Below are 13,354 nucleotides of genomic sequence, written 5' to 3'. Positions count from 1 at the left end.
ATTTAATTACGGTGCAATAATTCCCGCTCTCTGCTACGGTGCGCCCATGGCGGCGAAGAAGGCCGAGCAGGCACTCGTGGACCAGTGGCGGGACATCCTGGCGCTGCATGCGCGCACCCAGTGCGAACTGGACCGCGCGCTCCATCAACACGGCCTCTGCGCCAGCGACTTCGAGGTGCTCGACGTACTCGCCGACGAGAACCGCGCGCCGGGCGGCGGCTGCTCCTACCGGGTCCAGGAGATCTCCGAGCGGGTCCATCTGAGCCAGAGCGCGCTGTCGCGGCTCATCGCTCGGCTGGAGAAGGACGGACTCGTCGAGCGCGGCATGTGCCCGGAGGACCGGCGGGGCGTCCGGGTGGCGCTCACGGCGAAGGGGCGCACGCTGCACGGCGAGGTGCTGCCGGTGCAGCGTGCGGTGTTGACGAGGACGCTGGGCTCGGACTGAGCCGGCCGCTCAGCCGACCCCGGAGGTCTCGCGCCAGAGCTGGGCGAGCGAGTCGTCGCCGGTCACAGCCGGGAACGGCAGCCGGTTCCACAGCGCCAGGTACAACCGCGGGGCCGGCCCGGCCACTTCGCAGCCGGCGTCCCCGCCATCCCCACGCTCCGTGGCCGGTGGCTCCTGAGACAGCCGTACGGTCCACACCGCGCCGTCCACGTCCGTCGCCCGCACCCGCAGGACGCGCGGAATGTCGGTGCGGACCCTGCTCCTGGGGCGGGCATGGAACCCGGACAGCAGCTCGTCGATGCCGTCCGCGGCGAAGTGACGGCCGATCTCTTCAGGCGTGCCGCCCCGGGCGGCCTCCGCGTCGAACCGGTGCACCGTCGTCTCGTGCGCCTGCCGGCGCGCCCAGAACGCGAGCGGCGAGGGCGCGGGCAGGAAGTACCAGCACTGTGTGTCCGGATCGGCGGCGGTCAGAGTGTCCACGAGCCGCGCATGAGCCTCCCTGTACCAGGCCACGAGTTCGGCGCCGTCGAGATCGGGCTCCTCCCCGAGGGGGCGGGGCGAGGCGTGTCCCTCGGCGACGAACCCCGCCGCCCAACGATGTACCGCTCCCGTGTGCCGCAGCAGGTCCCGCACCTGCCACTCCGGGCACGTCGGCACCTTGGCGCCGGTGCCGGCCTCCTCGGCGGCCGCGGCCAGCAACTGGCCTTCCTGATCGAGGATTCGGACGAACTCGGCAGTCTCCATGGAGGTGAGGATAGGGTGCCGTCGTGAAACGGATCTTGGTGGTGGGGATCACCGGCGCGGGCAAGTCCACGCTCGCCCGCACCCTGAGCAGCCGTCTGGACGTGCCGTACCACGAGATGGACGCGTTGCACTACAACGCCCCCGGCTGGGCCACCAACGACCACCTCACCGAAGACGTCTCCGCGCTCACCGCCGAGCCCCGCTGGATCGTCGACTCCCTCGGCTACCCGGAAGTCCGCGACCTGCTGTGGGACCGGGCCGACACCGTGATCTGGCTGGACTACCCCCGACGCGTCATCATGCCCCGCGTGCTGCGCCGGTCCATCCGGCGCACCGTCACACGTGAGGTCATCTTCGGCGGCAACAGGGAGACCTGGAGGGGCTGGCTGGACCGGGGCCACCCGGTGTGGTGGGCCTGGTCGCAGCACGGCGAGCGCCGGAGGGAGATCGGGCGCCGGGTCCGCGATCCCCGCTTCGCCCCTCTGGAGACGGTGCGCTTCGGCCACCCCGATGAGACGGCGGCCTGGCTGGCGGCCCTGTGATCCGGCGGGGCAGGTCGGCGCCCCTGTGATCCGGCGGGCCGGGTGCCTCGGCCCCGGCCCGTGGTTCCTCAGTTGCTCGGTCAGCCGGCGGCGAGCAGTTCGAGGGTGTCGATCACGCGGTTGGAGAAGCCCCACTCGTTGTCGTACCAGGCGACCACCTTGATGTGACGGCCGTCGACACGGGTGAGGGCCGAGTCGAAGATCGACGACGCGGGGTTGCCCACGATGTCCGCCGACACCAGCGGGTCCTCCGAGTACTCCAGGACACCGGCGAGCGGCCCCTCCGCCGCGGCGCGGTACGCGGCCAGCACCTCGTCGCGGGTCACGTCACGGGCGACGGTCGTGTTGAGCTCGACGATCGAACCCACCGGCACCGGTACGCGGATCGAGTCGCCGGACAGCTTGCCGTCGAGGTTCGGCAGCACCAGGCCGATCGCCTTGGCGGCACCCGTCGTGGTGGGCACGATGTTGACGCCCGCGGCCCGGGCGCGACGGGCGTCGCGGTGCGGACCGTCCTGGAGGTTCTGCTCCTGCGTGTAGGCGTGCACCGTCGTCATGAACCCGTGCTCGATACCGGCGAGATCGTCCAGGACCTTGGCCAGCGGGGCGAGGGCATTGGTGGTGCAGGAGGCGTTCGAGACGATCGTGTGCACGTCCGGGTCGTACGAGTCACTGTTGACCCCGTACGCCAGCGTGACGTCGGCGCCGTCGGACGGCGCGCTGACCAGCACCTTCTTCGCGCCCGCGTCGAGGTGCGCCTGCGCGGCCTTGGCCGAGGTGAAGCGGCCGGTGGCCTCCAGGACGATGTCGACGCCGAGTTCGGCCCACGGCAGCTGCGCGGGCTCACGCTCCGCCAGCACCTTGATCCGACGGCCGTCCACGACGAGGGCGTCCCCGTCCACGGTCACCGGACGCCCGAGCCGGCCGGCCGTGCTGTCGTAGGCGAGGAGCCGGGCGAGCGTGGCGGGCTCGGTGAGGTCGTTGACGGCGACGATCTCCAGGGCGCTGTCGCGTTCGAGCAGCGCGCGCAGCACATTGCGTCCGATGCGGCCGAATCCGTTGATGGCGATGCGAGTCATGGGGGGTGTCCCTTCCCGTTGTCCCTTGCCTGCGCCACCAGGCTCGCTCGCGGGGCGCGCGGCGGACAGTGGCGGGATCGCCATGGTTCAAAAGGATGTCGCCACGTGAATCGTGCCGCGGCTACTCGCCCCGGGTGAAGGTGCGCCGGTACTCGCTCGGAGTGGTGCCGAGGATGCGCTGGAAGTGCAGGCGCAGATTCGCGCCGGTGCCGAGTCCGACGTCGGTGGCGATCTGCTCGACGCTGCGCTGCGACCGCTCCAGCAGTTCGCGCGCCAGGTCGATGCGGGCTCGCATCACCCACTGCATCGGCGTATAGCCGGTCTCCTCGACGAAGCGCCGCGAGAACGTACGCGGCGACACCCCGGCCTGCCGCGCCAGTATGTCGAGGGTGAGGGGCTCGTCCAGCCGGTGCAGCGCCCACTCGCGGGTGGTCCCGAAGCGCTCCCCGAGCGGCTCGGGCACACTGCGCGGCACGTACTGGGCCTGGCCGCCGCTCCGATAGGGGGCCGCGACCAGTCGGCGGGCCGCGTGGTTCGACGCGGCCACTCCCAGGTCGCCGCGCAGGATGTGCAGGCACAGGTCGATCCCGGAGGCGGCACCGGCCGAGGTGAGCACGCTGCCCTCGTCGACGAACAGCACGTTCTCGTCGACCTGGACGAGCGGATGCCTGGCCATGAGCGCCCGTGTGTAGTGCCAGTGCGTCGTGGCGCGCCTGCCGTCGAGCAGCCCGGTGGCGGCGAGCGCGAACGCCCCCGTCGAGATCGCCGCGAGCCGCGCCCCGCGCGCGTGGGCGGCGATCAGCGCGTCGACGACCGCCTCCGGCGGATCGTCCCGGTCCGGGTGCCGGTAGCCGGGCACGAAGACGATGTCCGCCCAGGCGAGCGCGTCGAGACCATGGGCGACGGCGTACGACAGCCCGTCGCCGCCGGTCACGAGCCCGGGCGTCGCCCCGCACACCCGCACCTCGTACGGCATGCTCGCCCGCGTCGTGAAGACCTGCGCGGGGATTCCGACATCGAGCGGCTTCGCCCCTTCGAGGACGAGGACGGCGACGCGATGGAGGCGGGAGGCTGGCACGGGAGAGAGGGTACGTGGGGTGTGCCGTCGCCCTGCCCAGGTCAGGGAGCGCGTGGGCGAGAGCCCACGCGTGAGAGGGAGTCAGCGCGTCGCCGCGTGCCGTGTCGTGAGGCCGATCGCCGCAGCCACCGCCGCGAGGGCCGCCACGCTGGTGAGCGCCGTGGAGAGGGAGAACCAGTCGGCCATGAAGCCGATGGCGGGCGGGCCGAGGAGCATGCCGCCGTAGCCGAGGGTGGAGGCGATGGCGACGCCGGTGGGGCCGGCGAGGGTGCCGGCGCGTTCGACGGCCACCGGGAAGAGGTTGGCGAGGCCGAGCCCCGCGACGCCGAAGCCGAGGAGGGCCGCCCACAGCGAGGGCGCCAGTGAGCCGAGGAGCATGCCGGCGGCCGCGGTGGTGCCGCCCGCGACCACGGTGCGGGTGCGGCCGAGCCGTTCCAGGAGGGTCGTGCCGGTGAGGCGGCCGGCGGTCATGGTGAGGGCGAAGAGGGAGTAGCCGATTGCCGCGACGCCGGGTGAGGCGTCGAGGTCCTCCTGGAGATGCAGCGCGCCCCAGTCGGCCATGGCGCCCTCGCCGTACGCCGTGCAGAGGGCGATCAGGCCGAAGACGATCACCAGGGTGCGGGTGCGCCGGTCCAGGCGCCGTGGGGCGCCCGTCTCCCGCTGTGTCCGCTCGGGCGGGACGGGCGGTTCGAGGCGCAGGAGCTGCCGTCCGGCGACCGCTGTCACGAGCAGTCCGACGACGGTGAGGCCCAGCAGATGCCGGGTGGGCGACAGATGCGCGGCCACGACTCCGCCGAGCCCGGCGCCGACCATGCCGCCGAGGCTGAAGGCGGCGTGGAAGCTGGGCATGATCGGGCGCCGGAGAGCGCGCACCAGATCGACCGCGGCGCTGTTGAAGGCCACGTTGATCCCGCCGTACGCGGCGCCGAAGACCAGCAGCACCATGCCGAGCGTCAGGGCCGAGTGGGTCAGCGGGGGCAGGGCGATGCTGAGGGAGAGCAGTACGGCGCAGGCGACGGTGACCTGGTGGCTGCCGTAGCGGCGGCAGAGGCGGCCGGTGAGCGTCATCGTGATGACCGCGCCCGCGGAGACGCCGAGGAGGGCGAGGCCGAGGGTGCTGGCGGTGGCGTCGGTCTGGTGCTTGATCGCGGGGATACGGACGACCCAGCCGGCGAAGACGAAGCCGTCGAGGGCGAAGAAGGTGGTCAGGAGTATGCGGAGGCGGGTGAGGTCGGATCGGTTGCCCCGCACGGCGTTGTGCTGGATGGCTTTGTTTATTTGCGGCACAAAGTCAGGGTAGGGGCGCGCTCGGTTGTGGGCAAGAGTGTTCGGGTGAGCGCTTCGGGGGTGGGGCCCCGGACCGCGCTGGGTTCGGGGCCCCACCCGCAGGAACGTCAGTCCGGCGCCTGGCACTGGCCGATGTAGCCCTCAGCGGCCACCGAGAAGACGCTGTCGATGGTGACGTCGAACGCCTTCCCGGGCGCGACGAGCTGGCTGTCTCCGTGGCAGTAGCTTTCGGAGTAGACGGTCCAGTAGGCGACGGTGTTGTTGCGCACGCTGTACGCCCCGTTCGGCATTCCCTCCTTGCGCAGGTCGTCCTGGAACCGCTGGAAGCTCTGCCGGGTACCGGTCTCGGAGAGCCCGTCCCAGACGCAGAAGTAGCCGTTCGGGCAAGGGGTCGCCTCGGCCGCCGACGTGGTGGGGGCCGCGATGCCCAGGGAGAGCGTCGCGACGGCGGGGAGTGCGAGGTGCAGGAGCCCGGCTGCGGAGATCCGGCGCTTGATCATGGTGTGGTCCTTTGGTCCGTGGTCCGCGCCCCGTCGGCGTGGACAACGGAACTCTCATGTGCCCGGCGTCCCGGGCACATGAGGCGCCGGTCTCACTCCTGACCCGGATTCCGTCCCTGGTCCTGCCCCTGGCCCTGCCCCTGCTTCTGTCCCGGTGTCTCGCCCAGCCTGGCGTTCCGGGCGCGGGCCACCGCCTCGGCGCGGTCGCGGACGCTGAGCTTGGTGAAGATGTGCGAGACGTGGTTGCGGACCGTCTTCTCGGAGAGGAAAAGGCTCCGGGCGATCCGGTGGTTGTCGTGTCCCCGGGCCAGTAGTTCCAGAACCTCCCTTTCTCTGCCGGTCAGTTCGGGGAACGCGCAGGGGGCGACCGGTCCGGCGGGCCGGGTGAGGAAGGCCATCAGCCGGTCGGCGACACCTCCGCTGAACACGGCACCGCCCGCGGCCACCGTCCGTACGGCGTGCAGGATCTCCGAACGGCCCGCCAGTTTGGCCAGATAGCCCCGGGCCCCGGCCTTGAGGGCGGCGAGGACCGTGGGGTCGTCCTCCGACATGGACAACACGAGGACGGGGACGCCGGGCAGCCGGCGAATGGCGTCGAGGCCGCTCATGTCGGGGAGCCCGAGGTCCATCACCACGAGATCGGGGCGGAGTTCGCCGGCGAGCCGGATCCCTTCCTCTCCGGTGGCGGCCGCGGCGACCACCTCGATGTCCTCGGCGGCGGAGAGGGCGGCGGCGATGCCGTCGAGGAAGAGCGGGTGGTCGTCGCAGAGCAGGACGCGCAGGGTCATCGTCGTACGTCCCCTCAGTCCAGGGTGCGCGGCAGCCGGGCGTGCACCCGCGTGCCCCGCGCCCCGTCGTCGCGCGGCCCCAGCGTCAGCGCACCGCCGATCTCCTCGGCCCGCTCGGCCATGGATCCCAGACCGACCCCGCCACCGCCGGAACGGCCGCCGTCGCCGTCCCCTCCCGAGTCCCTGATTCCGGTCCCGTCGTCCACGACGTCCAGGACGACGTCGTGGTCGTCGACGGACAGGCTCAGTACGGCAGTTGTGGCCCGGGCATGCTTGACCACGTTCGTCAGCGCCTCCGCGGCGATGCGGTACGCGGCGACCTCGCAGGCCGCCGCGAGCTCCGGCACGGCGTCCGGAATACGGGCCTCGACGCGCAGCGCCGGATGCGCGGCCCGCTGCGTCAACCGCCGCAACGCCTCGGGCAGTCCGTGCTCGTCCAGGTCGGGTGGTCGGAGTCCGTCCACGAGCCGGCGTACCTCCGTGATGCTCTGCGCGGTGTCGGCGCCCGCGTCCCGCAGCAGGTCTCTGATCCGCTCCTCCCGCGCGGACCCGACCTGGTCGGCCGCGGTCTCCAGACGGAGTCGTACCGAGGCGAGGGTGGGACCGAGCCCGTCGTGCAGATCGCGGCGGATCCTGCGGCGCTCCTCCTCGCGGGAGGCGACCACGCGCTCCCGGCTGGCGCGCAACTCCTCGCGCAGACCGACCGCTTGGACGAGCGGCGCCAACTGGCCGCCGAGCACGTCGAGTACGGCCTTGTCGTGGGCGTCCAGACTGCGCTGCCCCGGCCGCAGGAGCACCCCGAGCCGGCCCACGGACTCGCCCTGGTGGCGGAGTTCGACGAGGTGGTGCGGCCGTTCCTCGTGCGGCGCGAGGTCCGGCGCGAGGTCCGGGGTGAAGTCGGGTGAGAAGCGCACCCCGGCCCGCGCCAACTCCCGTGGCCCGTGCCGGGTATGGGCCCACAGCACCGCGCCGGGCATGCCCAGCCGGGTCACGACGGTGTCGCACACGGTCCGGGCGACCTCGTCGGCCGGCATCCGCCGGGCCAGTCCGTCGGAGAGGGCGTGCAGCATTTCGTACGGCTTGGCGCGGCGGCCGTAGAAGAGCAGGTCCACGATGCGCAGGAGGAGGGTGGTCGCGGGGCGCAGGGCGAGGACGGCGAGGGCGGAGGCGATGGCGGCGTCGGTGACGGGGGAGCGGCCGGGGAGGGTGGAGAGGATCTCGTAGAGGCCGCGGTAGCAGTAGAACAGCCCCAGGCAGAGCGCGAGGGCGACGAGTACGGGGCGCAGGACGCGGTCGAGGCCGGTCAGGTCGTGCGGCACGACCGCGGTGACCGTGCCCAGGGCGAGCGCGGCGGAGGCCGGGCCGAGCATCAGCAGGTACATCCAGTGCGGCGGGTTGCCGTCCTGGCCGATTTCCTGGGCTTTGTCGGCGATCTGGACGCCCCAGTAGACGCCGTAACACACGGCCATGACCGCGAATTGGCGACGGACGAGACCGTCGGACCGCCACAGCCGCCACACCATGTGCGCCAGTACGGCGACGGCGAAGAGCCGTGGCATCCAGATGACCGGTTCGGTCATCGCGTCCCACCACGGCGCCTGGCGCGCGAGGGTCTTCCCCGACCACGCCGGGTCCGCGGATCGCAGCCCGTACCACGGGATGGGCGCGAGATAGACGACGTACACACAGGCCATGACGGCCGCGGCGACGCGCCAGCCGAGCGCGGGTCTGGCACCGTCCGGGAACCACAGGGGCAGGACGGCGAGGGTGCCGTGCAGGCCGAGGACGGCGATCCCCATGATCAGCCGGAACCAGCCGATGGGGAGGTGCCCGCCCACCCCGTCGAGGCCCTCGAGCGCGGGAGTCGTCCGCTGCAACATCACCGCTACGGTGTACAAGCCGGTGGTGGCGGAGACCGCGAGCAGGCACCTGGCGAGCGGAGCGAGCCGGTCCGAGCGGCGCAGCACCACATAGCCGGAGGCGAGGAAGCAGCAGGCCAGGGCGAGGTTGCGGCCGATCCGCCACTCCATGTGGGCGAACTGGCCGAGGTCGCCCGTCGTGGCGATCAGGACGAGCGTGGCGGCGACGATGGCGAGGCAGACGCCGAGCGCGCACCGGTCGACCAGGGCGCCGCGGCGGGCGACGGCGGGCGCGAGGGGCGGACGTACGGCACGGGCGGCCACGTCGGGTGGGGCGGGCGGACCGCCGGGAGGATTTGCTGACACTCCGTAGTCATGCGTGCGGTCGGCCGCCCCTAATCCACCCTCAAGGCGGACGCGGGAGCAGTACAGGGGCGCGCACCCGGGATCGTCCGCCGGGCGACAACGGGACCGTGCGCTCAGGCGCCCGGGACCGTGGGCGCAGCACCGTGGGCCACGCAGCATCCACCGCGCTCACCACCTCGAGAGCGCCCTCAGTGACCGGAGGTCACCATGCCCACGCTGTACAAGCCCTTCCGGGGCAATTACGGAATCGTCCGGGGATTCACCGGCAGCGACTACCGCCGACACCACACGGGGGTCGACTACCGCACGCCGATGGGCACCCCCATCCTCGCCTCCGCGGCCGGCGCCGTCGTGAGGTCGGTGGACCTCAAGTACTCCTACGGCCGTTTCATCATCGTCGCGCACACCGACAACACGTTCACCCTCTACGCCCACCTGAGCAGGCGGCAGGTGGCGGTGGGGGCCCGGGTCGCGGCCGGGCAGCAGATCGGGCTGTCCGGAAGCACCGGCAACTCCTCAGGACCGCACCTGCACTTCGAGGTCCGCAAGGGCCGCAACAGCTCCGGCGCCACGGTGAACCCGCTGCCGCTGCTGCGGGGCAACCCGCCGGTCGCCCTGGCGGCCGCCGAGCTGCCGGAGGCGGCGGCAGACCTGACGGCCACGGCGGGACCGGTCGGCCTCGCCGATGAGCCCGACACGGCCGAGACCGCCGACGTGCCCGTGGCCGACCTCTGCGGCGGCGAGGACGCCGGGGAGGAGGTGACGGCGCCGGCGCCGACGCCGTAACCGCGTCCGTCGTCGGCCTCGCCAAGGCCCGTGTCCCGGGCCTTGGCCACCGTCTCGGCCCGGGAGGCGACGCCCCGCGGTGAAGGGGCAGGCCTGATCTCGATCGACGTAACCGGGACCGGTCGGGACCGGTGCATCAGGTGCCCGGGACACCGGGCGCGGGAGTCTCTGCTCGGAGCGCGGGACAGGGCGTACCGAGCCCGGCCCCGGAGCCGCTCCGATCACCCGTCAGCCTTCCGTCCGAGGAGACCTGTTCCATGCGACTGCGCGCCGGACTCGCCCGCCTTGCCCTCTCCACGACCGTGACCGCCCTCGCCCTCACGACGACGGCCGCGGCCGTGCCCGGACCGGCGGCCGCCCCCGGGCCGGGCGGTTACGCCGTGCACGGGGTGGACATCTCGGGGTACCAGCACCCCGACGACAAGCCCATCGACTGGGCAGCGTTGAGCCGCGGCGGCCAGAAGTTCGTCTCCGTCAAGGCCACTGAGGGGTCACGCACGGTCAGCCCCTGGTTCGTCCGTGACCTCGCCGGTGCGCGGGGCGTGAAGCTGATCCACACCGCGTACCACTACTTCGAGCACGACCAGGACGGCAAGGTCCAGGCCGACCACTTCCTGAAGACGGTCCGTGCCCAGAAGCTGGACGGCACCCACCCCTACGAACTCCCCTTGGAACTCGACGTGGAACGCCAGCGCCGGGGCAAGCCCGCGTGTGGTGCCGGCCCCGGCGCGCTGACGTCCCGCGTGCTGGCGTTCCTTCAGCGGGTCGAGGAGCGGACGGGTGTCGCGCCGATGGTGTACACCCAGAGGTCGTTCGTGGACCAGTGCATGGGCGGCACGAAGGCCCTCGCCGGCTACTGAGTACGTCTCGCCCGCTACGGCACCACCCCGCCCCTCGTCCTCCCCGGCGGCAACGGCTGGACCTTCTGGCAGTACAGCGAGACCGCGACCGTGCCCGGCATCCCGCACCGGACCGACGCGAACGTCTTCTACGGCACCTACGACGATCTCAAGGGCCTGGCCAACCTCGGCTGAGGCCTGCCTCGCCGTGGTGGGGAGCGCGGGGGATCTCAGGTGATGTGACCCAGCAGCGCGGCGACCGCCGGAGGGGCCTCGCCCGGCGGTCGTACCACCATGATCTGCCAGTTCGGGGCGTGCCGTTCGAAGCGGTACCGGGGCAGGTCGGGGAAGCGGTCCGCGATCGAGCGCGGCATGATGCAGACCGCCAGGTCGTTGCGGACCAACTCGGCCGCCGCGACGATGTCGTTCACCTCGAAGGTCGTGCCGCGGTCGACGCCCGCGGCGCGGAAGGCCCGGTCGACGGCGTCACGGATCGCCCAGCCGGGGGTGAAGTCCACCAGGGGCAGACGGGCGACATCGGCGAGGGCGACGACGCCCTTCGGTGTCGTGCCGGGGACGACTCGGCGGGGTGCCGCCAGCAGCACCATGTCCTCGTGGGACAGGAGCCGGGTGGTGAGTCCTCGCTGCTGACGGCGGTCGAGGGCCACGACGGCCAGATCGACCGTGCCCTCGCGCAGTGCCTGGCGGATGTCGGCCACCGCCGCCTGGCGCAACCTGACCACCACGCCCGGGTGTTCGGCCCGCAGCGCGGCCAGGGCGTGGTGGAGCCCCGCCCACACGCCTTGCATCGTGCCCACTGTCACGGTCCCGCGTAGTTGCCCCTTCACCGCGTCCACCGCCTCCCGGGCGAGTTCGGCGGAGCGCAGGGTCGTCCGGGCGGCGGGCACGAACGCCTCGCCCGCCGGAGTCAGGGCGACGCGGTGGGTCGTACGGTCGAACAGCGGGGTGCCCAGCTCGCGTTCGAGCGCCCGGACCGTGCTGGAAACGGCGGACTGGACGATGTGCAGACGACGCGCCGCCGCCGTGAACCCTCCCGCGTCGGCCACCGCGACGACGACCTCCATCTGCCGCAGATCCATCATCCGCTCCTGCCTGAGCCGCGCCCGGTCCGACGTCGTGCGATCTGCGCCGCATCGTAGGCGAGGGGGTGGGTGCGACCACGGGTGCCGCTCCCGGGCGGGCGCCCTGGAGCAACCGCCGTCACCTGCCCGCCGGTTCCGGCCGCGCCGCCGCCCGCCACGGGCGCTCGGTGAGCCAGTAGAGGAGCGCGATCAGCGGGAGCGCGGCACCCAGGACCGTGAGGCCCGCCCAGCCTCCCGCGTGGTAGACGACCGAACCGAGCTGGGAGCCGGCCGCGCCGCCGAGGAAGAACGTGGCGATGAAGGCGCTGTTGAGGCGGGCGCGGGCGGCGGGGTCCAGCTGGTACACGGTGTGCTGGCCGAGGATGAGCGTGGTCTGCACGGCCATGTCGATCAGGATCGCGGCCGGCGCGATGAGGACGACGCTGTGCCCGCCGAACCCGGCGAGTGCGAAGGCCAGGGCGGCGACCACGAAGGCGGCACCCGTGACCGGGCGCACCAGCCCGCGGTCGGCCCAGCGCCCGGCGAACGGGGCGACGGCCGCACCGGCCGCGCCGACGAGGGCGAAGACCCCGACGGCGAGCGAGGAGTAGTGGAAGCGCGGACCGGTCAGGACGAAGGAGACGGTGGTCCAGAAGGCGCTGAACGCACCGAACATGGCCGCCTGGTAGAGGCCGCGGCGCAGCAACACCGGGTGCCTGCGCAGCAGTTGGGCGGTGGAGCGCAGTACGTGGTGGTACGGCATCGTCGTGGTCGGCGCGTGCTGCGGCAGGGCCTTGCGCAGGGTCACGGCGAGTACGGCCATGAGGACGGCCGAGCCGAGGAACACCGTCCGCCAGCCCGCGAGGCCGGAGACCAGGCTGCTGAGGGTGCGGGAGAGCAGGATGCCGGTGAGCAGCCCGCTCATCACCCGGCCGACGACCCGGCCCCGGGCGTGGTCGGGGGCGAGGCTGGCGGCGAAGGGCACCAGGATCTGGGCGACGACCGAGGTGGCGCCGGCGACCAGCGAGGCGATCAGCAGCACGGGGAAGCTCGGGGCGAGTCCGGCCGTCAGCAGGGCGAGGGTCGTGACCGTCAGCAGGACGGTGACCAGGTTGCGCTTCTCCAGCCGGTCGCCGAGCGGCACCAGGAAGAGCATGCCGATCACATAGCCGACCTGGGTGAGGGTGATCAGCGCTCCGGCGGCGGCCGTGCTGGTGTGGAAGGCGCCGCTCAGCACGGACAGCAGGGGCTGGGCGTAGTAGAGGTTGGCGACCGTCATCCCGGTGGCGACGGCCAGCAGCGCGACCAGCCGGCCCGGTACGCCCTGAGGGGCGCCATGGGCGGCGGACGTGGTCGTAGTCGCGGATGTCGCGGACATGTGCACCTTCTTTCGTCACGCACATCAGCACCGGCCGGGATCACTTCCTTCCCCATCGGATGTGATGGTTCGGGATGTCAGTCATCTCGATACGAGATGAGGCCGGGGGCAGGCGGACGCGGAGGCGATGACCGTCGAACCACGTCGCTTCGGATTCCGAACCCCTATCATGGTGCGTCATGCGAAGCGCGAACGATTCCGGGGCGGACGAGCGGGTCCCGAGGCCCGGTCGGCCCGTGCGCGGGTCGGACACCGGGCGGCCGATGATGGCCGCCCTCGACCTGCTCGGCCGCCGGTGGACCCTGCGGGTGATCTGGGAGCTGCGGCACGGCCCCGTCGGCTTTCGTGAGCTGCGTCTGCGCGCGGACGCGATGTCCTCCAGCGTGCTGGCCGACCGGCTGCGCGAGCTGACCGAGGTGGGCATCGTGACCACCGACGCCGACGGCGTCTACCGCCTCACCGAGTTGGGAGAGGCCCTCCGCCCCTCGCTCGAACCCCTCAGCGCCTGGGCCCAGCGATGGGCGGCCGAACTGTCGACCCGTCAGGAAGACGCCGACTGACGTCAGGCCCGCGCCGGGACC

Annotated in this window: 14 protein-coding genes; 5 read left to right on the top strand and 9 right to left on the bottom strand. The window is 72.4% G+C overall.

All coding sequences use genetic code 11. The features are described 5' to 3' along the window. The first annotated feature begins 46 nt into the window (after nucleotides 1-46). Entirely contained in the window at nucleotides 47-445 is a 399-nt protein-coding gene (locus ABZ928_RS28450) for a MarR family transcriptional regulator (RefSeq protein WP_361524794.1), read from the top strand. Nucleotides 446-454: 9 nt separating this feature from the next. On the opposite strand, the gene ABZ928_RS28445 is transcribed toward ABZ928_RS28450, so the two are convergent. Next, nucleotides 455-1,189: a maleylpyruvate isomerase family mycothiol-dependent enzyme gene (locus tag ABZ928_RS28445; RefSeq protein ID WP_361524791.1), complete on the bottom strand. Its 735-nt coding sequence runs from the start codon at nucleotides 1,187-1,189 to the stop codon at nucleotides 455-457. 23 nt (nucleotides 1,190-1,212) lie between these two features. Between ABZ928_RS28445 and ABZ928_RS28440 the strand changes: the two genes are divergently transcribed. Continuing rightward, the gene (locus ABZ928_RS28440) at nucleotides 1,213-1,731 is read left to right on the top strand and encodes an adenylate kinase (RefSeq protein ID WP_361524789.1); all 519 of its coding nucleotides are present in this window, start codon (nucleotides 1,213-1,215) and stop codon (nucleotides 1,729-1,731) included. An 80-nt stretch (nucleotides 1,732-1,811) separates the two neighbouring features. Here the strand turns inward: ABZ928_RS28440 and gap are convergent, their stop codons facing one another. The 6 genes from gap to ABZ928_RS28410 form a co-directional block, all read right to left on the bottom strand. Beyond that, a complete protein-coding gene (gene gap / locus ABZ928_RS28435) occupies nucleotides 1,812-2,810 on the bottom strand; it encodes a type I glyceraldehyde-3-phosphate dehydrogenase (RefSeq protein ID WP_361524786.1) in 999 nt (332 codons plus the stop codon). A 121-nt stretch (nucleotides 2,811-2,931) separates the two neighbouring features. Next, the gene (locus ABZ928_RS28430) at nucleotides 2,932-3,888 is read right to left on the bottom strand and encodes a helix-turn-helix domain-containing protein (protein ID WP_361524783.1); all 957 of its coding nucleotides are present in this window, start codon (nucleotides 3,886-3,888) and stop codon (nucleotides 2,932-2,934) included. Between the two features lie 81 nt (nucleotides 3,889-3,969). Beyond that, nucleotides 3,970-5,139 carry an MFS transporter gene (locus tag ABZ928_RS28425; RefSeq protein WP_361525829.1) on the bottom strand — a complete coding sequence of 390 codons (1,170 nt, stop codon included), beginning with the start codon at nucleotides 5,137-5,139 and terminating at the stop codon, nucleotides 3,970-3,972. A 143-nt stretch (nucleotides 5,140-5,282) separates the two neighbouring features. Then, nucleotides 5,283-5,675: a peptidase inhibitor family I36 protein gene (locus tag ABZ928_RS28420; protein ID WP_361524780.1), complete on the bottom strand. Its 393-nt coding sequence runs from the start codon at nucleotides 5,673-5,675 to the stop codon at nucleotides 5,283-5,285. Nucleotides 5,676-5,767: 92 nt separating this feature from the next. Continuing rightward, a complete protein-coding gene (locus ABZ928_RS28415; RefSeq protein ID WP_361524778.1) occupies nucleotides 5,768-6,463 on the bottom strand; it encodes a response regulator transcription factor in 696 nt (231 codons plus the stop codon). Nucleotides 6,464-6,477: 14 nt separating this feature from the next. Further along, nucleotides 6,478-8,688 carry a histidine kinase gene (locus tag ABZ928_RS28410; RefSeq protein WP_361524776.1) on the bottom strand — a complete coding sequence of 737 codons (2,211 nt, stop codon included), beginning with the start codon at nucleotides 8,686-8,688 and terminating at the stop codon, nucleotides 6,478-6,480. A gap of 207 nt (nucleotides 8,689-8,895) precedes the next feature. Between ABZ928_RS28410 and ABZ928_RS28405 the strand changes: the two genes are divergently transcribed. Continuing rightward, on the top strand, nucleotides 8,896-9,474 hold the full coding sequence (locus ABZ928_RS28405) for a M23 family metallopeptidase (RefSeq protein ID WP_361524773.1): 579 nt from the start codon (nucleotides 8,896-8,898) through the stop codon (nucleotides 9,472-9,474). A 257-nt stretch (nucleotides 9,475-9,731) separates the two neighbouring features. After that, the gene (locus ABZ928_RS28400; protein ID WP_361524770.1) at nucleotides 9,732-10,334 is read left to right on the top strand and encodes a glycoside hydrolase family 25 protein; all 603 of its coding nucleotides are present in this window, start codon (nucleotides 9,732-9,734) and stop codon (nucleotides 10,332-10,334) included. 209 nt (nucleotides 10,335-10,543) lie between these two features. Here the strand turns inward: ABZ928_RS28400 and ABZ928_RS28395 are convergent, their stop codons facing one another. Beyond that, nucleotides 10,544-11,416: a LysR family transcriptional regulator gene (locus ABZ928_RS28395; RefSeq protein ID WP_361524768.1), complete on the bottom strand. Its 873-nt coding sequence runs from the start codon at nucleotides 11,414-11,416 to the stop codon at nucleotides 10,544-10,546. A gap of 118 nt (nucleotides 11,417-11,534) precedes the next feature. Continuing rightward, entirely contained in the window at nucleotides 11,535-12,773 is a 1,239-nt protein-coding gene (locus ABZ928_RS28390; RefSeq protein ID WP_361524765.1) for an MFS transporter, read from the bottom strand. Between the two features lie 179 nt (nucleotides 12,774-12,952). Here ABZ928_RS28390 and ABZ928_RS28385 point away from each other — a divergent pair, with 179 nt between their 5' ends. Next, nucleotides 12,953-13,333 carry a helix-turn-helix domain-containing protein gene (locus ABZ928_RS28385; RefSeq protein WP_361524762.1) on the top strand — a complete coding sequence of 127 codons (381 nt, stop codon included), beginning with the start codon at nucleotides 12,953-12,955 and terminating at the stop codon, nucleotides 13,331-13,333. The last annotated feature ends 21 nt before the right edge of the window (nucleotides 13,334-13,354 follow it).

The sequence above is a fragment of the Streptomyces sp. NPDC046909 genome, from assembly GCF_040644695.1.
GTDB lineage: Bacteria > Actinomycetota > Actinomycetes > Streptomycetales > Streptomycetaceae > Streptomyces.
Note: the sequence above shows the minus strand (reverse complement) of the source record. Positions and strands in the feature narration are given on the sequence as shown.

Bases quoted from the DNA above. Each gene is read 5' to 3' on its own strand.
- ABZ928_RS28420 (WP_361524780.1), bottom strand. From the start codon at position 5,675: ATGATCAAGCGCCGGATCTCCGCAGCCGGGCTCCTGCACCTCGCACTC.
- ABZ928_RS28415 (WP_361524778.1), bottom strand. From the start codon at position 6,463: ATGACCCTGCGCGTCCTGCTCTGCGACGACCACCCGCTCTTCCTCGAC.
- ABZ928_RS28400 (WP_361524770.1), top strand. From the start codon at position 9,732: ATGCGACTGCGCGCCGGACTCGCCCGCCTTGCCCTCTCCACGACCGTG.
- ABZ928_RS28450 (WP_361524794.1), top strand. From the start codon at position 47: ATGGCGGCGAAGAAGGCCGAGCAGGCACTCGTGGACCAGTGGCGGGAC.
- ABZ928_RS28405 (WP_361524773.1), top strand. From the start codon at position 8,896: ATGCCCACGCTGTACAAGCCCTTCCGGGGCAATTACGGAATCGTCCGG.
- ABZ928_RS28395 (WP_361524768.1), bottom strand. From the start codon at position 11,416: ATGATGGATCTGCGGCAGATGGAGGTCGTCGTCGCGGTGGCCGACGCG.
- gap (WP_361524786.1), bottom strand. From the start codon at position 2,810: ATGACTCGCATCGCCATCAACGGATTCGGCCGCATCGGACGCAATGTG.
- ABZ928_RS28390 (WP_361524765.1), bottom strand. From the start codon at position 12,773: ATGTCCGCGACATCCGCGACTACGACCACGTCCGCCGCCCATGGCGCC.
- ABZ928_RS28385 (WP_361524762.1), top strand. From the start codon at position 12,953: ATGCGAAGCGCGAACGATTCCGGGGCGGACGAGCGGGTCCCGAGGCCC.
- ABZ928_RS28445 (WP_361524791.1), bottom strand. From the start codon at position 1,189: ATGGAGACTGCCGAGTTCGTCCGAATCCTCGATCAGGAAGGCCAGTTG.